This window comes from Alloalcanivorax mobilis, from assembly GCF_002864685.1.
Lineage (GTDB): Bacteria > Pseudomonadota > Gammaproteobacteria > Pseudomonadales > Alcanivoracaceae > Alloalcanivorax > Alloalcanivorax mobilis.
In genome coordinates this window covers 40,676-61,926 of sequence record NZ_NMQZ01000030.1, presented here as the reverse complement: position 1 = coordinate 61,926, position 21,251 = coordinate 40,676, and the positions used below count along the sequence as shown (strand labels likewise).

The window sequence follows — 21,251 nt, the reverse complement described above, 5'->3', positions numbered from 1 at the left end:
CAGGTAGCCCGCTATGTTGGAATGGATCACCTCCCCCGAGGCCTGGATTGCCCTGGCCACCCTGACCGCCCTGGAAATCGTGCTGGGCATCGACAACATTATTTTCCTCTCCATTCTGGTGGACCGGTTGCCGGAGAAGCAGCGCCCCCGGGCACGGCTGATCGGGCTGGGGCTGGCGATGGTGATGCGGCTGGGGTTGCTGGCGTCGCTGGCCTGGCTGACCAAGCTCACCGCCGATCTGTTCGTGGTGCTGGGCCAGGGGATTTCCGGGCGCGATCTGGTATTGATCGTGGGCGGGTTGTTCCTGTTGGCGAAATCGGTGTTGGAAATTCATCATTCCATTGAGGATGACGAGGCGGCGCCGGCGTCGGTGCGCAAGGGCGCAACGGCGTCTTTTTTCGCGATTCTGGCGCAGATCGCGGTGCTCGATCTGGTGTTCTCGCTGGATTCGGTGATCACCGCGGTGGGCATGGCCAATCACCTTGAGGTAATGGTGATCGCGGTGGTGATCGCGGTGGGCTTTATGATGGTGTTCGCCAATGCCATCGGCCGCTTTATCACCGAGCACCCGACGCTGAAGATGCTGGCGTTGTCGTTCCTGGTGCTGGTGGGCACGGCGTTGATCGCCGATGGCCTGGAGTTCCATATTCCCAAGGGCTACATCTACTTCGCGATGGCGTTCAGTTTCGCCGTGGAGATGCTCAATCTGCGCGTGCGCGCGGGCCGCAAAAAGGCGGCGCAAGCGCGCTGAGCAGAGCCTCAGGGCTGAATGCGCCGCAGGCGCTCCAGCAGGCCCATCAGGGTCTGGTAGTCCTCGCCGCCGAGCTGTTCGCGGATTGTCCGGTACTGCCGATTGATTTCGTCGCTCATGGCGTCGAACAGCTGGTGGGCTTCGTCGGCGAGGGTGATGCACAGGCGGCGTTGGTCGTTCTCGGGCTTCCAGCGGCGCAGGTAGCCATCCCGTTCCAGGCGCATCAGCACGCCGGTGAGGCTGGGGCGCGGAATGCAGGCCAGCTCGGCCAGGCGATAGCTCTCCAGGGTGTATTCCGGGGCCTGTTTGAGAATACGGATGACCCGCCACTGCTGTTCGGTGATGCCGTGTTGATTGAGCAGGGGCCGGAAGAAACCCATCGCGGCTTCGCGCCCTTGCAGCAGAGCCAGGGTCAGGGAGGGCGTCGGTTCGGGCATGCGGCGCGGGTGTCCTTTTGCTGGGTCGGTTCAGAGGGAGAGCCGGCCAATCGGGGCGGGCGTTTCCGGCAAAGAATACCGTTGTTAACGCCGGCGCCGCCAGTTGGCGGTGTGCGCTAGTCGTCGCGCTCCCATTCCGGTGGCGCCCAGAAGTGCTTGAGGCGCTGTTTGAGCGGGCCGGGGCGGGCGGCGTCGCGGAACATGGCGACCCATTCGTGCACCGTCAGCCACAGCGGGTTGAAGCTGTTCACCGGGCGGGTGATGCCGTATTGCACCGGGACCTGGTCTTGCTCTTCCACGAAGGTGCCGAACAGGCGATCGTAAAGAATCACGATGCCGCCGTAGTTGCGGTCGATGTATTCCGGGTTGCGGCCGTGGTGGGCGCGGTGGTGGCTGGGGGTGTTGAAAATGAATTCGATGGCCGGGTGCAGCTTGCCGACCCATTGGGTGTGCACGAAATATTGATAGGCCAGATTCACCGTGAGCATGAAGAAGATCCACACCGGTTCAAAGCCGAGCAGCGCCAGGGGCAGGTAGAACAGCCAGTTGCCACCCAGGGCGTAGAGCGCGCTTTGCCGCATGGCGGTGGAGAAATTCATGTAGGTGCTGGAGTGGTGCGCCACGTGGGCGCTCCAGAACCAGCGGACACGGTGGCTGGCGCGGTGGAAGGCGTAGTAGCACAGCTCCAGCAGAGCGAACAGCAGCACGCCGGTGAGCGGTGTCATGGTGATGTCGAACAGGCGGTGATGCCAGGCCCACTGAAACACCAGCGCCACCAGGGTCACGGTGACCAGGGTGTCGAACACCATGTACAGGGCGCCCAAACCGATGCTGGCGAAGGAGTCGCGGGCGAGAAAGCGCCCGCGCCCGCGAAAGCGCGCTGCCTCGGCGAGCAGGGCGGCGAGAAACAGCGGCACCATGGCGGGCAGCACCAGGGCGCGCCAGTCCAGTTGTGAGAAAAGGTCGTTCATAACGGTGATCCACGATGGGGGAACAGAGAGGCGGGTGACAGAGAGGCAGTGTCCCAGGCCCGGTGTTTCCATGCTTGACAGCGCCGGCCTATTTTTTGACAAATAGCGCCATGACTTATGCCGCTTACCCCGACGCCGGGCCGCCTGGCGATAACTACGTGGCCGCGACCTACGCGCAGCTTTTGTACGACTATCTGGACGCCCGCGGGGTGGACGCGCTGGCGCTGCTGGGGCGGATGCCGGTGGAGGAAATCGCGCCGGGCCTGGAGCGGGTGCCGCTGCTGTTCTGGGAGCGGGCGTTGGCGCGGGCCAACGCCTTGTTGAAGGAGCCGGCGCTGGGGCTGGCGGTGGGGCGTACCATTACGCCACGGCATTTCGGATTGCTCGGTTATGTGGTGCTCAGCGGCGCCAATCTGGGCGAGGGCCTGGCGCGCATGGAGCGCTATCACCGGCTGATCTACGACGTGAACCCGGCGCGCGTGGAAACGCATGGCGACTGGGTGGAAATTCGCTGGGGGGTGGAGCGCGGTCTGTCCGGCCAGTTGGTGGACGAGACCGGTGTGGCGGCGGTGGTGCAGATCGTGCGCGATGTGCTGGGCGAGGCCAAGCCGGTGGAACGGGTCGGGTTCGTGAATCCGCGACCCGCCGATCTGGCGCCCTACCAGGCGTATTTCGCCGGCGAGGTGCTGTTCGGGCAGGCGGAGACATTCCTGCGGGTGCCGATGTCTTATCTGACCTTGCCGTTGCGGGCGCCCGACCCGAACCTGCTGGCGATTCTGGATGGCCAGGCGGAGGCGCTGCTGGCGCGGCATGGGGAAGGCGAGGACCGCTTTGCCGCCCAGCTGGCGCGGCTGATGCGTGAGCGCCGGCCGACGCTGGAAGCGCTGGCGGCGCTCAATCACGTCAGTGTGCGTACCTTGCAACGGCGGTTGCAGCAACGCGGCGAGCGTTTCCAGGATCTGCTTGAGCGCACCCGTTATCGGTTGGCGCGGGCTTACCTGAGCGATTCGCGGCTGGAGCTGGTGGAGGTGGCGGCGCTGCTCGGCTACTCCGAGCACAGCGCGTTTTCCCGGGCGTTCAAGCTGTGGAGCGGGCTGAGCCCGGCGCAGTGGCGGCGTACCGGCGCGGCGCACTGAGCCGGGCACCGATCAGCCGCCGAGCAATTTCTCTTCGCTGGCCTCGACCGCCTCCAGCGGCCCATAGAGAATCAGGATGTCGCCGTTTTCCAGGCGCTGGTCGCCGCCCGGGTGGTTGAGGGTGCGCTCGCCACGGCGCAGCGATTGCACCTCCACCTGGCGTTCGGCAAGCCCCAGTTGGTCGAGCCGTTTGCCGATGGCGGCGGCTTGTGGGCCCAGGGTCACGGCGTGCAGCAGCCGATACGGATTGCCGGCGCGGTCGCTGGTGGGCAGGGATTCGCCGTGGTAGTAACCGCGCAGCAGCTTGTAGCGCTCGCGGCGGCTCTGGCGCAGCATCGCCAGCACTTTGCCAAACGGCACATCAAGCATCATCAGCGCGTGGGCGACCAGCATCAGCGACGCTTCCAACACCTCGGGCACCACCTCGGCGGCGCCGGCGCTGAGTAACTCGTCCAGGTGGGTGTCGTCGCGGGTGCGCACCAGCACGCGCAGGTCCGGGCAAAGTTGATGGGCGGTGTGCAGGATGCGTTCGGCCAGGCGGGCGTCGTCGAAGGTCACCACCAGCAGGCTGGCGCGGTGGATGCCGGCGCGCTCCAGCAGGTCCTTGCGGGTGGCGTCGCCGTAGAGCAGCCGTTCGCCGCTTTGCCCGGCTTCGCGGATGCGCACCAGATCGGTGTCGATGGCCACCGCTTCGATGTGAAAGCGCTTTAAATAGCGCATCAGGTTCTGACCCACCCGCCCATAGCCGCACAACAGCACGTGGCCGCGGGTGTGTTCGTCGATCATCGGGTTGTCCGGGGCCTGTTCCCAGCGCGCCAGAAGTTTGCGGGTGAGCGGATCGCTTTGGCTGAGCAGCGCCGGCGTCGCCGCCATCGTCAGCACCGCTATCGAAACCAGCAGCCCGGCCTGTTCGGCGCTCATCAGTTGGTAGGCCACCGCCAGGGCCACCAGCACGAAGCCGAACTCGCCGCCCTGGGCGAGCATCAGGCCGGTGCGCAGGGCGGTTTCCGCCCGTTCGCCGAGCAGTTTCAACAGGCCGGCCAGCAAGGTGCTTTTCAGCAGCATCAGCGAGGCGGCGGCGAGCAGAATCCAATGCCACTGGCTGAGCAGCAGCGCTGGCGACACCAGCATGCCCACGCCCATGAAAAACAGCCCCAGCAGCAGATCGCGAAACGGCCGGATGTCCGCCTCGATCTGGTGGCGGAAGTGGCTCTCGCCGAGCATCATGCCCGCCAGAAAGGCGCCCAGAGCCATGGACAGGCCCAGCAGATGAGTCACCCAGGCGGCCACCAGCGCCAACAGCAGGGCGGTCATCACGAACACCTCGTCGGAGCGGGCGCGGCCGGTTTCGTCCAGGGCGCGGGGCAGCACCCACTTGCCGATCACGTAGATGCCGGCGAACAGCAGCAGCGCCTTGAACAGGGTCAGAGCCGCCATCGGCAACGGCGAGCCGCCGGCGGGGTCGGCGAACACCGGCAGCAACACCAGCATCACCACCGCGGCGAGATCCTGAAACAGCAGCACGCCGGTGGCGGCGCGGCCGTAGCTGGTATTGACCGCGCCACGGCTGATCAAATCGCGGATCACGATGGCGGTGGAAGAGAGCGCCAGCGCGCCGGCGCCGATCAGCGCGATGGCGGTGTCGAAACCGAGCAGGCGCATCACCAGGAACACCGGCAGCGCGGTGCACAGCACCTGCAACGGCCCGGCGCCAAACACCACCCGGCGCAGCGCCAGCAGTCGCGGCATGGAGAATTCCAGCCCCAGGGAAAACATCAGGAACACAATGCCGAACTCGGCGAGATGCTGAACCGGCGTGATGTCCGCCACCCAGCCGAAGCCGCCAGGGCCGGCCAGCACGCCGGCGCACAGGTAGGCAAGAATCGGCGGCAGATACAGGCGGCGGAACACCACCACCGCGGCCACGGCCAGGCCAAGCAGTACCACCACCAGCGTCAGCGTGTCGTGCATGAGTTTTTCGATCTCCGTTGGCTGACTTGAGGGTAGCGCGCTCGGGGCGTTCAGGCGTGCTCGGGCATGAAAATCAGATCGGTGACGCCGACGTCCAGACCAAGCTGGCACAGCGCGGTGGTGATCTGGCCGCGGTGGTGGGTCTGATGATTGAACAGATGGGTGAGGCACAGCGTCAGCGGGAACTCACGGGCCCGGCCGGTGGAGGCGGAGGTATAACCGAGGGTGGCCTCGGCGAGCCGGGTGTCGTCCAGGGTGGCGGCGTAGTCGGCCAGGTGCGCGTCGGTCAGCGCCCGCTGGTTCCGCAGAGTGCCGAAATCCTGGTACAGCTCCTGATCGAGCCCGTCGACCTCGAACGGCTGGCCGGTAAAGCGGCCCAGCCAGAGCCGGTCGGTGAGCAGCAGATGATTGAGAGTGCCGTGGATGGAATGGAAAAACAGGCCGCGCATGGCCTTGCGCTGGCTGTCGTCGAGTTGTTCGCAGAGCCGGTAGATGTGCTCGTTCTGCCAACGGTTATAGCGTGTCAGGCGGTGGTAATGATCTCGCCACATGGTGGCCTCCGTGGGGCGCGCGGTGGTGCCCCTGAAAACACAGGGTCAAGGGCAGTTGAATGTAATACAGCCCCGGGCCAAGAGGAAAGGCCGGTGGCGCGGGCTTGGATAAACAGGCCAGGCGGCGCGGACCCTGGCATTATCGATGTGGAGAATGACCACGGTGTTGCGCCGACGATGGGAGCAAAGGCATGGGCAGGGTTGAACGCGGGTGCGTGGTGGTGTTGATGCTGGCGGCCGGCGCCGGCCAGGCGGCGCCACCGGCGAGCCGCGACTGGGTCGGTGAGGGGGTCTTTCCGAGGGGCATCGAAGGGCCGGCGGTGGGCCCGGACGGTGCGCTTTACGTGGTCAACTTTGCCCGGCCGGGCACCATCGGCCGGGTCTCTGGCCAGGGCAAGGCGCGCCTGTTCCTGACGCTGCCGGCGGGCAGCGTGGCCAGCGGTTTGCGCTTTGGCCGGGATGGCCGGTTGTACGCCGCCGACCACCGTGGCCACAATATTCTGCGCATCGACCCGGCGGACCAATCGGTGAGTGTCTGGGTGCATGAACCGCGCATGCACCAGCCCAACGATCTCACCCTGGCCGCCGACGGCGGCGTGTACGCCAGCGACCCCGACTGGCGCAGCGGCAGCGGCCGCGTCTGGTACGTGAGCGCGGACGGCCGGACGCGGGTGGTGGCCGACGGTTTGGGCACCGCCAATGGCATTGCCCTGAGCCCGGATGGCCGCCGGCTCTATGTGGCGGAGACCCGCCAACGCCGCATACGGGTGTTTGATGTGGGCGCCGATGCCGGCCTCAGCGGTGGCCGGGTGCTGATTGAATTCAAAGGGCACGGCCTGGATGGCCTGCGCGCCGACGTGCGCGGCAATCTTTACGTGGCGCGCTACGGCGCCGGGGAGCTGGCGGTGGTGTCGCCGCGGGGCAAATGGCTGCGCAGCGTGCCCCTGAAAGGGCGCTATCCCACCAATCTCACCTTCGGTGGCGAGGACGGCCGGCGGGTGTTCGTGACCCTGGACAAACGGGGCGCGGTGGAATCGTTCGTGGCGCCATATCCGGGGGCGGATTGGGAAAGGATGAGGAGGTAGGGGTTTTCAGTTTTCAGTGTTCAGTGCGCGTTCGCGGAGGCCACGGTATCGGGTGAGTTGCGGCGGGCGCGGGTACCGCCGAAAGGCGGTACCCGCGAACACTGAACACTGAACACCCGCCTCAGACCTTACTACTGAGCTCGCGGATTTCCTGGTTGAGAACGCGATCGTTGTCAGAGTAATCCACTGGCAGGTCGATCACGTGCACGCCGCCGGCGGCGAAGCATTCCTCGATCAGGGGGCCGAGGCCGTCGGTGCTTTCCACCCGGTGGCCCTGGGCGCCGTAGGCTTTGGCGTAGGCGACGAAGTCCGGGTTGTGGAAATCCAGGCCAAAGTCGTGGAACTCCATTTGCGCCTGCTTCCACTTGATCATGCCGTAGCCGTCGTCGCGCAGAATCAGCACCACCAGATCCAGGCGCATGCGCACCGCGGTTTCCAGCTCCTGGGAGTTCATCATGAAGCCGCCGTCGCCGCACACCGCCATCACGCGGCGGTCCGGGTGCACCATTTTCGCCGCCATCGCCGAGGGCAGGCCGGCGCCCATGCTGGCCAGGGCGTTGTCCAGCAGCACGGTGTTGGGGTGGGTGGCCGGGTAGTTGCGCGCGAACCAGATTTTGTACATGCCGTTGTCCAGCGCGATGGTGCTGTCGTCGGGCATTACCTTGCGCACTTCGTGCACCAGCCGTTGCGGCAGAATCGGGAAGCGGTCATCGCGGATGCCTTCGCTGATGTGCGCCTGCAGGGCGTCGCGCACCCGGTGGAAGTCGGCGAAGCTCCAGTGCTCCTGGGGTTCGAGCCGCTCCTTGAGTTGCCACAGGCTGTTGGCGATGTCGCCGACTACTTCAATTTGCGGAAAGTAGACCGGGTCGACCTCGGCGGAGCTGAAGTTAATGTGCACCACTTCGGCGCCGCCGGGACGCATGAAGAACGGCGGCTTTTCCACCACGTCGTGGCCGACGTTAATGATCAGATCGGCGGCGCTGATGGCACGGTGCACGAAGTCGCCATCGGAGAGCGCGGTGTTGCCGAGAAAGTGCGGGCCGGTTTCATCGACCACGCCCTTGCCCATCTGGGTGGTGATCACCGGGATGCCCAGTTTCTCAATGAACTGGCGCAACATTTTGCTGGTCAGCTTGCGGTTGGCGCCGGCGCCCACCAGCAACAGCGGCTTGCGCGCGCCCTGGATGGCTTCCACGGCGCGGCAGATGGCTTTGTCTTCGGCGATCGGACGGCGGGTCAGGCTGGGCTCAAGCACCGGCATGGAGGAATGCTCGCGGGCGATGTCCTCGGGCAGCTCCAGGTGGGTGGCGCCGGGCCGCTCTTCCTGGGCGCGGCGAAACGCTTCGCGGATGCGCGCCGGAATGGTGTCGCCGCTGACCACGGTCTTGGTGAACTTGGTGATCGGCCGCATCATGTCGACCACATCGATGATCTGGAACTGGCCCTGCTTGCTGGATTTGATCGGCTTCTGGCCGGTGATTACCACCATCGGCATGGCGCCGAGCTGGGCGTAGGCGGCGGGCGTCACCAGGTTGGTGGCGCCGGGGCCGAGCGTGGAGAGACACACGCTGGCGCGGCCGGTGAGCCGGCCGTAGGTGGCGGCCATGAACCCGGCGCCCTGTTCGTGGCGGGTCACCACCAGCTTGATCTGCTTGGAGCCACGCAGGGATTCCAGCAGGTCCAGGTTCTCTTCGCCGGGAATGGCGAACACATACTCAACGCCTTCGGCTTCCAGGGCGCGAACGAATAAATCCGAAGCTTTCATTCAACCTTCTCCTTCCGGCGCCGGTGGTCGCGCCATGACGATGCTCTGTGCGCATGGGGGGTAGTGACGTTGGCGGATACTATAACGCGCCGGCGGGGCGGGGCGGTATGGTGAATACTGATGCGTGGCATTGGGAATGCCTGTGGGGGCGCTGGCGCTGGCGCGCAGCGCGCTTCAAGCTTCAGGTTTCAAGCTTCAAGCGTGCCGGCCTTTTCATCCTGGGACTCACGCAAACTGGCTTATGCGTAGCCGCAAAGCTGTCAGAGGCGGGTTTTGACTTAAGCTTGAAGCTTGAAGCTTGAAGCGCGCGCCAGCGCTTTCTCAGTGCCAGGTCCCTTCCAGGTTCTCGCACTGCTCCAGGAATTCCTCGGCGCTCATTTCCACGGTGCGCAGCTCGTCGTCTTCGTCGTCCAGGTGGGTGGCCACCTGTTCCTTGAGCTGGCTGACCACCGTGGTCATCACCGACAGCGTCTCTTCCACCTGTTCAATGGTGGAGAGCAGCTCGCGCGCTTCCTCTCGGTAGTCGTCGCGGAAATCGTCGTTGTGGTCGCTCATCAAGGCCTCCGGGGGTGATGCCGGTATGGTGCCAAAGGATAGCGGTGAGGACAAACCCCCAAGGGGGGCCGCAAGTCGCAAGCCGCAAGTGAAGCACTTCCAGAGAGGTGGTCCCGCTTGCAGCTTGTCGCTTGTAGCCTGGTGCTTTAATCCCAGCTCAGCGCGCCGCCGACCTGGTATTCGGTGACCCGGGTTTCAAAGAAGTTTTTCTCTTTGCGCAGATCCATGATCTCGCTCATCCAGGGGAAGGGGTTGGTGACGCCCTTGAATTGCTCGGGCAGGCCGAGCTGGGTGAGGCGGCGGTTGGCGATGAACTGCAGGTATTCTTCCATCATCGCGGCGTTCATGCCGAGCACGCCGCGCGGCATGGTGTCGCGGGCGTATTGGATTTCCAGCTCGGTGCCTTCCAGGATCATCTGGGTGGCTTTGTCGCGCATTTGCTGGTCCCACAGTTGCGGGTTTTCCAGTTTGATCTGGTTGATCACGTCGACGCCGAAGTTCACGTGCATGGATTCGTCGCGCAGGATGTACTGGAACTGCTCGGCGACGCCGGTCATTTTGTTGCGGCGGCCCATGGAGAGAATCTGGGTGAAGCCACAGTAGAAGAAAATCCCTTCCAGCACGCAGTAGAACGCGATCAGGTTCTGCAACAGCGCTTTGTCGGTTTCCGGGGTGCCGGTGGTGAAAGCCGGGTCGGAAATCTCGCGGGTGTACTCAATGCCCCACTGGGCTTTCTTGGCCACCGAGGGGATCTCCTGGTACATGTTGAAGATCTCGCCTTCGTCCATGCCCAGGGATTCGATGCAGTACTGGTAGGCGTGGGTGTGGATCGCCTCTTCGAAGGACTGACGCAGAATGTACTGGCGGCACTCTGGATTGGTGATCAGCCGGTAGATGGCCAGCACCAGGTTGTTGGCGACCAGGGAGTCGGCGGTGGAGAAGAAGCCCAGGTTGCGCTTGACGATGCGGCGTTCGTCGTCGGTGAGGCCGTCTTCTTTTTTCCACAACGCCAGATCGGCGTTCATGTTTACTTCCTGGGGCATCCAGTGGTTGGCGCAGCCGTCCAGGTATTTCTGCCAGGCCCAGTCGTATTTGAAGGGCACCAGTTGGTTGAGGTCGGCGCGGCAGTTGATCATGCGCTTGTCGTCCACCTCGACGCGGCCGGCGGTGCCTTCCAGCTCCGCCACCCCTTCGCTGATGTCCATCTCCGCGACCGCCTGCTGGGCGCGCACCACGGCGTCGGTCACGGCGGCGTTGGATCGTCCGGGTGATTGTCCTCGTCCAGATTGATCATCCGCTGCACTTCCCGCTGCCGGTGCTTGAGGTGCAGGTGCCGCTTTCTCAGATAGCGGCTCAGATTGCGGTGGCGTTGGTTGCGCGCCGCCGGGCTGCTTGTGGATGGGCGTCTCTTGCGCATGAAAATCGTCCCAGCTCAGCATGTGTCTTCTCCATTCTTTCAGGGTGGCGCCTTGGCGTCACCGGTGGTGCATTCCTCAAGTGGCCTGACGCTGGACGCCTGACGCCGGACGCTTTAAAAGCGGGTTTGGCGTCTCGCGTCTGGCGTCAAGCGTCCGGCGTCTTTATTGGCACGCCTCGCAATCCGGGTCGTCGAGGGAGCAGGCCTGGGGTACGTCCGCGGCCTGGCCGAACTCCGCTTCCGGGGCGGCGGTTTCGCCGCCGCTGAAGGAGGCGTCACCACCGCCAGACGAAACCCGGTTGAGCTTGGTGTCGTTGACGGTGGATTTCTCCGTTTGCGTGGCGCTGATGGCGCGCAGGTAGTAGGTCGTTTTCAGACCCAGCAGCCAGGCCATCTTGTAGGTCACGTCCAGCTTCTTGCCGTTGGCGTCGGCGATGTAGAGGTTCAGCGACTGCGCCTGATCGATCCACTTCTGGCGGCGGCTGGCGGCTTCCACCATCCAGCGTGGTTCCACCTCGAAGGCGGTGCGGAACTGCTCTTTGAGATCCGCCGGCACCCGCTCGATGGGCAGCACCGAACCGTCGTAGTACTTGAGGTCGTTGACCATCACGTTGTCCCACAGGCCGCGCTCTTTCAAGGCGTTGACCAGGTAGGGATTGACCACGGTGAACTCGCCGGACAGGTTCGATTTCACGTACAGGTTCTGGTAGGTGGGCTCGATGGATTGCGACACCCCGGTGATGTTGGCGATGGTGGCGGTCGGCGCGATCGCCATCACGTTGGAGTTGCGCATGCCTTTTTTGGCCATGGCGCGCACGCTCTCCCAATCCAGGGTCTGGCTGCGGTCCACCTGGCAGTATTCCTCGCCGCGCTGTTTGACCAGGATATCGATGGAGTCGATCGGCAGAATGCCCTGGCTCCACAGTGAACCGTCGAAGGTCTGGTAGGCGCCGCGTTCCTCGGCCAGTTTGGCGGAAGCCTGGATCGCGTAATAGCTGACCGCTTCCATGGACTGGTCGGCGAAGTCGACCGCGTCACGGGAGGCGTAGCTCAGGCCCTGGCGGTAGAGCGCGTCCTGGAAGCCCATGATGCCCAGGCCCACCGGCCGGTGCTTCATGTTGGAACGCTCCGCCTGGGGCACGCTGTAGTAGTTGATGTCGATCACGTTGTCGAGCATGCGCACCGCGGTTTTCACCGTGCGGGCGAGTTTTTCCCGGTCCAGACCATTGCCGTCCACGTGCTGGGCCAGGTTCACCGAACCCAGGTTGCACACCGCGATTTCCTCGCGGTTGGTGTTCAGGGTGATCTCGGTGCACAGGTTGGACGAATGCACCACGCCGACGTGCTGCTGCGGGCTGCGCAGGTTGCACGGGTCCTTGAAGGTGAACCAGGGGTGGCCGGTTTCGAACAGCATGGAGAGCATTTTGCGCCACAGGTTGATGGCCGGCAGGCGCTTATACAGCTTCATGCGGCCGTCGCGGGTCATCGCCTCGTATTCTTCATAGCGCTTTTCGAACGCCTCGCCGTACAGGTCATGCAGGTCCGGGGTGTCGTTGGGGCTGAACAGGGTCCAGTCCTGTTCGTTGACCACGCGCTTCATGAACAGGTCCGGAATCCAGTTGGCGGAGTTCATGTCGTGGGTGCGGCGGCGGTCGTCGCCGGTGTTCTTGCGCAGCTCGATGAACTCTTCGATGTCCATGTGCCAGGTTTCCAGGTAGGCACAGACCGCGCCCTTGCGCTTGCCGCCCTGGTTGACCGCCACGGCGGTGTCGTTGACCACTTTCAAAAACGGCACCACGCCCTGGGATTTGCCGTTGGTGCCTTTGATGTAGGCGCCCAGCGCGCGCACCGGGGTCCAGTCGTTGCCCAGGCCGCCGGCGAATTTGCTGAGCATGGCGTTGTCGTGGATGGCGCTGTAAATGCCGGACAGATCATCGGGCACCGTGGTCAGGTAGCAGCTTGAGAGCTGCGGACGCAGGGTGCCGGCGTTGAACAGGGTCGGCGTGGAGCTCATGTAATCGAAGCTGGAGAGCAGATTGTAGAACTCGATGGCGCGCTCTTCACGCTTCCCTTCATGTTGGTCTTCACGGATCGCCAGCCCCATCGCCACGCGCATGAAGAAGCACTGCGGCAGTTCGATGCGAGTGTCGTTGTGGTGAATGAAGTAACGGTCGTAGAGGGTCTGCAGGCCCAGGTAAGAGAACTGCAGATCGCGCTCGCCCTGGATCGCGGCGCCCAGCTTCGCCAGGTCGTACTCGGCCAGTTCCGGGCTCAACAGCTCGAACTCGATGCCCTTGTGCACATAGGCGGCCAGCGCTTCGCCGTAGAGGCTTTCCATTTCCTGCTGGTTGGCGCGCTCCGCCACGCCCAGGTATTGCAATGCCTCGGCGCGGATCTTGTCCATCAGCAGCCGGGCGGTGACCTGGGAGTAGTTGGGCTCCATCTCGATCATGGTGCGGGCGGTCATCACCATGGAGGTGTTGACGTCCTTGATGGAGACGCCGTCGTACAGATTCTTGACGGTCTCGGCGATGATTTTGTCCGGGTGCACCTGCTCCAGCCCGCGGCAGGCTTCGTGGATCAGGTGTTCCAGGCGGGCCATGTCCAGCGGCGCGCGGCTGCCGTCTTCCATGGTCACGCTCATGTCCACCTTGTGCTTGGGCTCGCGCAGGCCATCGCTGCGTTCGGCGCGTTTGCGCGCCTGCTGCTCGCGGTAGAGCACGTAATCGCGGGCCACCTTGTGCTCGCCATTGCGCATCAGAGCCAGTTCCACCTGGTCCTGGATCTCTTCGATGTGAATGGTGCCGCCGGAGGGCATACGGCGCTTAAAGGTGGCGCTGACCTGTTCGGTCAGACGCTCCACGGTTTCGTGAATGCGCGAACTGGCGGCGGCGGTGCCGCCTTCCACGGCCAGAAAGGCCTTGGTGATCGCCACGGTGATCTTGTCGTCATCGTAGGCGAGCACCTTGCCGTTGCGCTTGATCACGCGCAATTGGCCGGGAGCCGTGCTGGTGACGTCCTGTTCCGCGCTCACGCCGGTATCGCGGCCACCGGGGCGCGCCTGTTCGCGACTGGTATCCGTATGCATGATGCCCTCTCCGTTGTTTGTGCTGACTGAGTCTGTGCTGACTGCGCTGTGCAATTCTTGAGCAGTGCTTTTGATTTGATCCATTCGATCCATTCGACCTGTCCGATTCACTCGATCGATCCGACGTGCCCGCTTTCCGTGGGCATCCGGCGGGTGCGGCCGGTGGCGGAAGGCGCGATACCCGGAACAGTGTCTGTTCCAGGTAAAAACACCATATATTGTGGTTTGCCTTATCGGGGGCGGCGGCCGGGTTCGTCGTCGGAAACCGTAAATGGTTGAATCGGCGGCGTTTTCCAGGGGGCGGAAGAGAATGTGCCCGATGATGCGGAAAATTTTACAAAAACCCAACATGTAGGGGTCGCTGCCCGACATTGCTACAAGTTATAGGTGCCCTGGTGCTTTTGCAAGCCCGTCGACTGGGGAAATCCTGTGGATAATTTGTGGGTGGGTTGTGCAGGAAAGCGGCCTGCGCTGGCGGCGCCATGGCGCTGACCCCCGGCCCCCATATATAGTGCTGTGTAAGAGCTGCATTCCTGTTGCCCAAGCGCACCGGTATGCGTATAAAAGGACGCACGGGCCGCCCATCTTTCGGGGTTGGAAGGGGCCTGGGCACGCCGGTGGCGCAAAGCGCATTTTTCGCGGGGGCATGCCGGCCCGTACAAAAACGCATCGATAAGGACAACGACGGGATGACAACCGTGCAGGATAACCCGCCGACTATCATGATCGTCGAAGACGACGAACGTCTGGCCGATCTCACCTGTGAATATCTTGAATCCAACGGCCTTGTGGTCACCGTGGTCGGGGACGGCGAAGAGGCGATTCGCCGGATCCGCGCCGAGCAGCCCGATCTGGTGGTATTGGATCTGATGCTGCCGGGGGCCGATGGCCTGACCGTATGCCGCGAGGTGCGTGGCACCTTCAAGAATCCGATTCTCATGCTCACTGCCCGCACCGACGACATGGATCAGGTGCTGGGGCTGGAAATGGGCGCCGACGATTACGTCGCCAAGCCGGTCAAGCCACGGGTGCTGCTGGCGCGCATTCGCGCCTTGCTGCGCCGGGTCGAGACCGACAGCGAGCGTGACAGCTCGCCGGCGCGTTTGGAATTCGGCGTGTTGGTGATCGACAATTCCGCCCGCGAGGTCTCCCTGCGCGGCGAGTCGGTGGATCTGACCAGCGCTGAATACGATCTGCTCTGGTTGCTGGCCTCCAACGCCGGCACGGTGCTTTCCCGGGAAACCATCTTCGAGAAGCTGCGCGGCATTCAATACGACGGCCAGGATCGCTCCATCGACGTGCGCATTTCGCGCATTCGCCCCAAAGTCGGTGATGATCCGGACAACCCCAAGCGTATCAAGACGGTGCGCTCCAAGGGCTATCTGTTCGTCAAGGAGATCAGCTCCGTCTGATGGCGGCCGCCGCTCAGGCCCGGACGGCGCCGGCCGGAGAGGTCACGTGAACAGCATCTTCATCCGCATTTACGGCGGCATTCTGGTGGCCTTGCTGGTGATCGGCGCGCTCACCTATGCCGGCGTTGAACTGGTCAACGACTACCGTTCCCAGCTTTACCGCGAGCGCATGGCCCGCGGCACTTTCTATCTGTTGGCGGAAGGCTACCAGGACCGCGCCAGTGCCGCCGACCGGGACGCCTGGACCCGGCTGCTCAGCCGCATGATGGGCGCCGCCGTGGAACTGCTCGATAAAGACGCACTGAAACTCTCTTACCGGGAAAAACTGCACCTGGACGAGGGGCGGGTGGTGATGCGCCCGGCCAATGACAGCGGCGCCACCCAGGTGCTCTATGCCGTGCAGGGCCAACCGCTGTATCTGAGCACCCGGGTGACGCGGCTCTCGGAACAGCAGGCGCGCGCCACCGGAGCGCTGGTGCTGGAGTATTTGTCGCGCCGACCGGCGGCGCAGCAGGAGCGCGCACTCGAGCGGCTTAAGCAGGAGTTCGGTTTTCCTCTGGATCTGGTCGGCGCCGGGCAACTGATGCTCGATCTGGATCAGCGCCAGCGGCTGGAGCGTCAGGAGATGGTGTTTACCCTCACCGACAGCACCCGCCGCGACGCCAGTGTGTTGCTGTACGTGCCGATGGGCGACAGCGGCCGGGTGCTGGTGATGGGGCCGTTGCACCTGTTCGATCAGTTTCCCTGGCAATTACTGGCCATTGCCGGCGTCGCCGCGTTGGTGCTGGTGGCGCTGGCCACCTATATGCAGGTGCGCCCTCTGCAACGGCGTTTGCGCCGTCTTGACCATGCCGTGAACCGGCTTGGCAGCGGTGATCTCAGCGCCCACGCGGACATCCCGGGCAGTGACCCGATTGGCCAGGTGGGCGCCGCGTTCAATGGCATGACCGCGCACATCCGCCGGTTGATCGAAGCCCAGCGTGAAATGACCCGGGCGGTGTCCCATGAATTACGCACGCCGGTGGCGCGCCTGCGCTTTGGCCTGGAAATGCTCGCCGACTGCGAATCCGCCGACGAACGGCGCGGCAAACTCAATGATCTGGATCGCGACATCGAGCAGCTCGACCATCTGATCGACGAGATCCTGACCTATGCGCGCCTGGAAGAGGGCACGCCGAATATCGATTTCCAGGACGTTTATCTGTACGAAGTGTGCGAACAGCTGATTGGCGAGCTGGAGACGATCCGCGGCGACATCGTGATCGATGCGCGCGGCGACCGTGGCGCTACTCTGGAGGGAGACCCGCGTTACCTGCACCGAGTGCTTCAGAACCTGGTCACCAATGCGTTGCGCTACGCCAAGGGCCGGGTGCGCATGACGATCAGTGAAGACCAGGGGCGGTTGGTGCTGGACGTGGACGACGACGGCCCGGGCATCGCCGAGCACCATCGCGAGCGGGTATTCAAACCCTTCGCGCGCCTCGATAAAAGCCGGCACCGCGCCAGCGGCGGATACGGTTTGGGCTTGTCCATCGTCAAGCGTATTGTCGATTGGCACGGCGGCGAAATCCGCGTCGAACAGAGCGATTGGGGCGGCGCGCGGTTTCGTGTCATTCTGCCCCGCGAACAACGCCAGTCGCATGTGTTGGGGCGGGAAAGAAAATATAAAGTTGACAGTTGATAGTGGACAGTTGACAGCAAAAAGAGGGCCGGCTTGAAAGCCGTTCTGTCCACTGCTTCGAGGGCCCGCTGTCAACTGTCCATTGTCAACTCTCAACTGTATTTGGTGTTTCTTATGCCGTCCTACATTCTTGCCATCGACCAGGGCACCACCAGTTCCCGCGCCATTGTGTTCGACCAGGCGGGGGTGGCTCAGGGCCAGGCCCAGAAGGAATTCCGTCAGCATTTTCCCGCCGATGGCTGGGTGGAACACGATGCCTCGGAGATCTGGAACGACACCCTGGCGGTGTGCCGCCAGGCGCTGCGCAACGCCCATGTGGAGGCCGACCAACTGGCGGCGATCGGCATTACCAATCAGCGCGAAACCACGGTGCTGTGGGACCGCCGCACCGGTGAACCACTGGCCCGGGCGATTGTCTGGCAAGACCGTCGCACCGCCGAACTGTGCCGGCGCCTGAAAGAGGACGGCCACGAGGAGCGCGTGCGCGAGCGCACCGGCCTGCTGCTGGACCCTTATTTTTCCGCCACCAAACTGGCCTGGCTGCTGGATCACGTGGACGGCGCGCGGGCCCGCGCCGACGCTGGTGAACTGGCGTTCGGCACCATCGATTGCTGGCTGCTGTGGAAGCTTACCCAGGGCCGGGTGCACGCCACCGACGCCACCAACGCCTCGCGCACGCTGTTGTTCAATATCCACAGCCAGCAATGGGACGCGGAGCTGCTGACGCTGTTCGACATTCCTGAATCGCTGTTGCCGGAGGTGCGCGACAGCGCCGGGCGCTTCGGCGCCAGCGCGCCGGAGCTGCTGGGCGCGGCGGTGCCGGTGTGTGGCATCGCCGGCGATCAGCAGGCGGCGCTGGTGGGCCAGGCCTGTTTCCAGCCAGGGATGGTGAAAAGCACCTACGGCACCGGGTGTTTCATGATCATCAATACCGGCGAGGCGGTGGTGTCCGAGAATCGGCTGCTGACCACCGTGGCCTATCGCCTGAACGGCGTCACCACCTACGCGCTGGAGGGTTCGATTTTCGTCGCTGGCGCCGCCATTCAATGGTTGCGCGATGGCCTCAATCTGATTTCCCACGCCAGCGAAACCGAGGCCCTGGCGCGGCGCGTGGGTTCCGCCGGGGGCGTGTATCTGGTGCCCGCCTTCACCGGGCTGGGCGCGCCCTGGTGGGACCCGAACGCGCGCGGTGCGCTGCTCGGGCTGACCCGCGACACCGGCATCGCCGAGGTGGTCACCGCCGGTTTGGAAGCGGTGTGTTACCAATCCCGTGATCTGCTGGAAGCGATGGCGGCGGACTGCCAGCAACGGCCGACCACGTTGCGGGTGGACGGCGGCATGGTGGTCAACAACTGGCTCAGCCAGACCCTGGCGGATGTGCTGGGCGTGCGCGTGGACCGCCCCGGCGTCACCGAAACCACCGCCCTGGGCGCGGCGTATCTGGCCGGGCTCGGCTGTGGCCTGTACCAGAGCCTGGACGACATCGCCGGCCAGTGGTTGTGTGAACGGGCTTTCGAACCGGCGTTGCAGGAAAGCGAGCGCGAGCGCCGTTATCAGGGCTGGCGGGCGGCGGTGAAGCGGGTTTGTTCGGATTGAAGCTTCAAGCTGCAAGCTGCAAGCCAGGGCATCGTGGCGGAGGGGCCGTGCCGGTCAAGAGCCCGTTGAAAGTTAAAGGCTAAAAGTTAAAAGGTCGTAGCCGAAACGCCTTCCCACGGCCTACGGCCTTGGAAGATCAACGCGGGTTTGAACTCCCTGAAGCGCGGGCACGGCCTTGCCGTCTTGTGGGCCCCGCCCGCGTTTTCACTTTTCACTTTTAACTTTCAACTAGCACCTTGCCCACGGCACGGCGCTTCTTCCAGCACAGTCAGTTTGCAGCTTGCAGCGGGGGGCTGGGCGTGCCGATTCAGGCAAAAGTGTGAATTGAAGCACATTTTTGATTATTATCTCAGCGACGACCGGTCGTCCGCCGTCGCCGCTTTGCAGCGCAATAGCCATAACATTACCAAAGGGCGGTCGGCATCGACGTTCGCGTGGGGGACGTGAGCGCGATTTTGAACCGGCCCTGAGAGTAACCTTATGCAAGGATGGCTTTCGCTGACGCTGGATCGCCGTCAGGCGCGGCGTCTGAGTCGGCTGGCGTTTGCTTTGCTGGCCGGCGGGACCGCCCACACTTTGGTGTGCTGGCTGGTCCTGCAGTGGGGTTTCTTTCGCGGCGACAAGGATGTTTTTTACCCGCTGTTCGCGTTGATCTGGTGTGGCCACGCGGCTTTCTTGCTGTTTGTCCGATTGGGCGGCAATCGGCGCCTGCGTGATCCGGCCATGACGGAGCCGCTGATGCTCTGGTCCACGCTGGCGTTGCTGGCCTCCACGGTGTTTTTGGAGCAGGGCCGGCTGTGCGTGATGGGCTTCTTCTTCGCCATTCTTCAACAGGGCGTGTTCCGCATTCGCCAGATTCAGGTGATCCGCATGGGCACCGTGGCGGTAGGCGGTTACGCGCTGGTGCTGGCCGGTCTGCATGCCACTCACACCGGTCTGTTCGATGCGCGCCTGGAGTGGTCGCAATGGCTGTTGTTCGCGGTGGTCACCGGCGCCATGGTGGTTCTGGCCGGGGAGATCGGCGCCATTCGCCTGCGGCTTGGCGAGCGCAATGAGCAGCTCACCGAGTTGTTGGAGAGGATTCGTAACCTGGCGGTACGTGATGAGCTCACCGGGCTCTATGGCCGCCGCCACGCCATGGAACTGCTGGCCAAAACCTGTGGCCAGGCGCGCCGGGGCGCGTTCACCCTGGGGGTGGCGTTCGTTGATCTGGACCATTTCAAACGCATCAACGACCGCCATGGCCATCTGTTCGGCGACCGGGTTCTGGTGCGCTTTGCTGAACTGACGCGCCGTTATCTGAGCGAACGGGATGTGGCCGCGCGGCTGGGCGGCGAGGAGTTTCTGCTGATTATGCCGGTCAACGATCTGTCGGAGGCCCGCGCCACCGTGGCGGGCCTGATGGACGCATTGCGCGCGCAGCGCTTTATGGCCGCGCCGGCGCTGGAGGTGACCGCGTCGGCCGGGCTCACCGTGGTGGGCGCCGACGAGGGCCCGGACGCGGTGCTGGTGCGCGCCGACCGATTGCTCTACGAAGCCAAGGCGGCGGGGCGGGATCGCATCGTGGCGGCGCCGCCGTGATCGCCGACGAATGGCAACAAGCGCGCCGGCTGGCGGTCAGTGAACACCGGCTGCTGCGCCGGCACGCCCGCGCGGTGCTGGCGCTGTCGCTGTTGCAGGCAAGCTTGTTGGTGATTTTCCAAGAGCTGGGCTTGTTGAATGCATCAACGCTGTATTATCGGTCTTTGCTGGCAGGGCTGGTGGTGCTGGCCGCTCTCTACACGGTGCTGATCGAGCTTGGCGTGACGTTGCGCTGGCGTGAGCCGAGTTTGTCCAAGCCAATGTCGCTGGGGCTGGTGGCGGTGCTGTTGGCGACCGCTTACCCGATGGAAGGCGGCCGGATTGGCGCGATGATGCTGTTTTATCCATTGATGCTGCTGGTGTCGTTCCGGCTGGGTATTCGCGCGTTGATCGTGGTGGCGGTGTTCGCCAGCGGCGGTTACGCGCTGATATTGGCGCTGGCCATTGCCAATCATGGGGTGCGTCTCAACGTGACCCTGGAGGTGTTGCAGTGGCTGGTGTTCACGCTGGTGGGGTTCAGTTTCGTGGTGACCGGCAGCGGCGTGAACGGCCTGCGCCGCAGCCTGGCGGTGAAAAACCACGCCCTCGCCGACGCCCTGGAGCAGGTGCGCAGCCTGGCGATCCGCGATGATCTGACCAGCCTGTTTAACCGCCGCCATATCATGGAAGTGCTGGACCGACAGAAAGCGCTGGCGGACAGCCGCGATTATCCGTTTTCGGTCTGTTACGTGGACCTGGATTACTTCAAGCGCATCAACGACGCCTACGGGCATGATTGCGGCGACCGGGTGCTGAGACAGTTCGCCGCGCACACCTTGGGCGGCCTGCGTGAGGGGGATTATCTGGCGCGGCTGGGCGGCGAGGAATTCATTCTGGTGCTGCCGCAAAGCCATCTCGAGGGCGCTCAACGGGTCGCCGAGCGGCTTCGCGAGAGCTGGGCGGCCCACGGTTTCGCCGCCGACAACGGCCCGCCTTCGGTCAGCCTCTCCATCGGCGTCGCCGAATACCGGCGCGCCGAAACCATCGACCAACTGATCGCCCGCGCCGACCGGGCGTTGTACCTGGCCAAATCCGGTGGGCGTAATCGGGTTTGTCTGGCGCAGGAACAGGCAACAGGTTGAAGGGAACAGGTTAGGCCGTGCAGCGCGGGGACGCCGTGCTTCGTTGACAAGGGCGACAAGCTGCAAGCTACAAGCTTAAACCCGGGCTGAAGTTTGGAGCTTGAAGCTTGGAGCTTGCAGCCGCTGCCTACGG

Annotated in this window: 16 protein-coding genes; 8 read left to right on the top strand and 8 right to left on the bottom strand. The window is 64.0% G+C overall.

What is annotated here, in order from left to right; genetic code table 11:
• The first annotated feature begins 13 nt into the window (after positions 1-13).
• On the top strand, positions 14-751 hold the full coding sequence (locus CGS25_RS14090) for a TerC family protein (protein ID WP_089032770.1): 738 nt from the start codon (positions 14-16) through the stop codon (positions 749-751).
• An 8-nt stretch (positions 752-759) separates the two neighbouring features.
• Here the strand turns inward: CGS25_RS14090 and hpaR are convergent, their stop codons facing one another.
• Positions 760-1,188, bottom strand: a complete 429-nt coding sequence (hpaR, locus tag CGS25_RS14085; protein ID WP_101675854.1) for a homoprotocatechuate degradation operon regulator HpaR — start codon at positions 1,186-1,188, stop codon at positions 760-762.
• A 116-nt stretch (positions 1,189-1,304) separates the two neighbouring features.
• The gene (locus tag CGS25_RS14080; protein ID WP_101675853.1) at positions 1,305-2,159 is read right to left on the bottom strand and encodes a sterol desaturase family protein; all 855 of its coding nucleotides are present in this window, start codon (positions 2,157-2,159) and stop codon (positions 1,305-1,307) included.
• A 110-nt stretch (positions 2,160-2,269) separates the two neighbouring features.
• Here CGS25_RS14080 and CGS25_RS14075 point away from each other — a divergent pair, with 110 nt between their 5' ends.
• Positions 2,270-3,295, top strand: a complete 1,026-nt coding sequence (locus CGS25_RS14075) for an AraC family transcriptional regulator (RefSeq protein WP_101675852.1) — start codon at positions 2,270-2,272, stop codon at positions 3,293-3,295.
• Positions 3,296-3,307: 12 nt separating this feature from the next.
• Here CGS25_RS14075 and CGS25_RS14070 read toward each other — a convergent pair whose 3' ends face one another.
• Together CGS25_RS14070 and CGS25_RS14065 are read right to left on the bottom strand one after the other, a co-directional pair.
• A complete protein-coding gene (locus tag CGS25_RS14070) occupies positions 3,308-5,266 on the bottom strand; it encodes a monovalent cation:proton antiporter family protein (RefSeq protein WP_101675851.1) in 1,959 nt (652 codons plus the stop codon).
• A 50-nt stretch (positions 5,267-5,316) separates the two neighbouring features.
• The gene (locus CGS25_RS14065; RefSeq protein WP_101675850.1) at positions 5,317-5,817 is read right to left on the bottom strand and encodes a DinB family protein; all 501 of its coding nucleotides are present in this window, start codon (positions 5,815-5,817) and stop codon (positions 5,317-5,319) included.
• Between the two features lie 191 nt (positions 5,818-6,008).
• Between CGS25_RS14065 and CGS25_RS14060 the strand changes: the two genes are divergently transcribed.
• Complete coding sequence (locus CGS25_RS14060) at positions 6,009-6,902, top strand: SMP-30/gluconolactonase/LRE family protein (RefSeq protein ID WP_101675849.1); 894 nt, start codon at positions 6,009-6,011, stop codon at positions 6,900-6,902.
• A 121-nt stretch (positions 6,903-7,023) separates the two neighbouring features.
• On the opposite strand, the gene CGS25_RS14055 is transcribed toward CGS25_RS14060, so the two are convergent.
• From CGS25_RS14055 to CGS25_RS14040, 4 genes are all read right to left on the bottom strand, one after another.
• A complete protein-coding gene (locus CGS25_RS14055) occupies positions 7,024-8,667 on the bottom strand; it encodes an acetolactate synthase large subunit (protein WP_089032763.1) in 1,644 nt (547 codons plus the stop codon).
• Between the two features lie 321 nt (positions 8,668-8,988).
• Positions 8,989-9,222 (bottom strand): hypothetical protein, encoded by a 234-nt coding sequence (locus CGS25_RS14050; RefSeq protein ID WP_089032762.1) that lies wholly within the window; start codon positions 9,220-9,222, stop codon positions 8,989-8,991.
• 146 nt (positions 9,223-9,368) lie between these two features.
• Positions 9,369-10,661, bottom strand: a complete 1,293-nt coding sequence (locus CGS25_RS14045; RefSeq protein WP_089032761.1) for a ribonucleotide-diphosphate reductase subunit beta — start codon at positions 10,659-10,661, stop codon at positions 9,369-9,371.
• A 141-nt stretch (positions 10,662-10,802) separates the two neighbouring features.
• On the bottom strand, positions 10,803-13,727 hold the full coding sequence (locus CGS25_RS14040) for a ribonucleoside-diphosphate reductase subunit alpha (protein ID WP_089032760.1): 2,925 nt from the start codon (positions 13,725-13,727) through the stop codon (positions 10,803-10,805).
• Between the two features lie 689 nt (positions 13,728-14,416).
• Between CGS25_RS14040 and CGS25_RS14035 the strand changes: the two genes are divergently transcribed.
• The 5 genes from CGS25_RS14035 to CGS25_RS14015 all read left to right on the top strand — a co-directional run bounded on the left by CGS25_RS14035 (position 14,417) and on the right by CGS25_RS14015 (position 21,118).
• Positions 14,417-15,139: a response regulator gene (locus tag CGS25_RS14035; RefSeq protein ID WP_089032759.1), complete on the top strand. Its 723-nt coding sequence runs from the start codon at positions 14,417-14,419 to the stop codon at positions 15,137-15,139.
• Between the two features lie 46 nt (positions 15,140-15,185).
• Positions 15,186-16,820 carry an ATP-binding protein gene (locus CGS25_RS14030; protein ID WP_089032758.1) on the top strand — a complete coding sequence of 545 codons (1,635 nt, stop codon included), beginning with the start codon at positions 15,186-15,188 and terminating at the stop codon, positions 16,818-16,820.
• 114 nt (positions 16,821-16,934) lie between these two features.
• Entirely contained in the window at positions 16,935-18,416 is a 1,482-nt protein-coding gene (gene glpK, locus CGS25_RS14025) for a glycerol kinase GlpK (RefSeq protein ID WP_089032757.1), read from the top strand.
• A gap of 480 nt (positions 18,417-18,896) precedes the next feature.
• Positions 18,897-19,997 carry a GGDEF domain-containing protein gene (locus CGS25_RS14020; RefSeq protein WP_089032755.1) on the top strand — a complete coding sequence of 367 codons (1,101 nt, stop codon included), beginning with the start codon at positions 18,897-18,899 and terminating at the stop codon, positions 19,995-19,997.
• Positions 19,994-21,118 (top strand): GGDEF domain-containing protein, encoded by a 1,125-nt coding sequence (locus tag CGS25_RS14015; protein WP_232802416.1) that lies wholly within the window; start codon positions 19,994-19,996, stop codon positions 21,116-21,118. Before CGS25_RS14020 ends, CGS25_RS14015 begins: the two co-directional genes overlap by 4 nt.
• Positions 21,119-21,251: the final 133 nt, after the last annotated feature.

What these genes read in the sequence shown, in the direction of transcription:
- CGS25_RS14090 (WP_089032770.1), top strand. Translation starts at nt 14, where the DNA reads ATGTTGGAATGGATCACCTCCCCCGAGGCCTGGATTGCCCTGGCCACC.
- hpaR (WP_101675854.1), bottom strand. Translation starts at nt 1,188, where the DNA reads ATGCCCGAACCGACGCCCTCCCTGACCCTGGCTCTGCTGCAAGGGCGC.
- CGS25_RS14080 (WP_101675853.1), bottom strand. Translation starts at nt 2,159, where the DNA reads ATGAACGACCTTTTCTCACAACTGGACTGGCGCGCCCTGGTGCTGCCC.
- CGS25_RS14075 (WP_101675852.1), top strand. Translation starts at nt 2,270, where the DNA reads ATGACTTATGCCGCTTACCCCGACGCCGGGCCGCCTGGCGATAACTAC.
- CGS25_RS14070 (WP_101675851.1), bottom strand. Translation starts at nt 5,266, where the DNA reads ATGCACGACACGCTGACGCTGGTGGTGGTACTGCTTGGCCTGGCCGTG.
- CGS25_RS14065 (WP_101675850.1), bottom strand. Translation starts at nt 5,817, where the DNA reads ATGTGGCGAGATCATTACCACCGCCTGACACGCTATAACCGTTGGCAG.
- CGS25_RS14060 (WP_101675849.1), top strand. Translation starts at nt 6,009, where the DNA reads ATGGGCAGGGTTGAACGCGGGTGCGTGGTGGTGTTGATGCTGGCGGCC.
- CGS25_RS14055 (WP_089032763.1), bottom strand. Translation starts at nt 8,667, where the DNA reads ATGAAAGCTTCGGATTTATTCGTTCGCGCCCTGGAAGCCGAAGGCGTT.
- CGS25_RS14050 (WP_089032762.1), bottom strand. Translation starts at nt 9,222, where the DNA reads ATGAGCGACCACAACGACGATTTCCGCGACGACTACCGAGAGGAAGCG.
- CGS25_RS14045 (WP_089032761.1), bottom strand. Translation starts at nt 10,661, where the DNA reads ATGCTGAGCTGGGACGATTTTCATGCGCAAGAGACGCCCATCCACAAG.
- CGS25_RS14040 (WP_089032760.1), bottom strand. Translation starts at nt 13,727, where the DNA reads ATGCATACGGATACCAGTCGCGAACAGGCGCGCCCCGGTGGCCGCGAT.
- CGS25_RS14035 (WP_089032759.1), top strand. Translation starts at nt 14,417, where the DNA reads ATGACAACCGTGCAGGATAACCCGCCGACTATCATGATCGTCGAAGAC.
- glpK (WP_089032757.1), top strand. Translation starts at nt 16,935, where the DNA reads ATGCCGTCCTACATTCTTGCCATCGACCAGGGCACCACCAGTTCCCGC.
- CGS25_RS14020 (WP_089032755.1), top strand. Translation starts at nt 18,897, where the DNA reads ATGCAAGGATGGCTTTCGCTGACGCTGGATCGCCGTCAGGCGCGGCGT.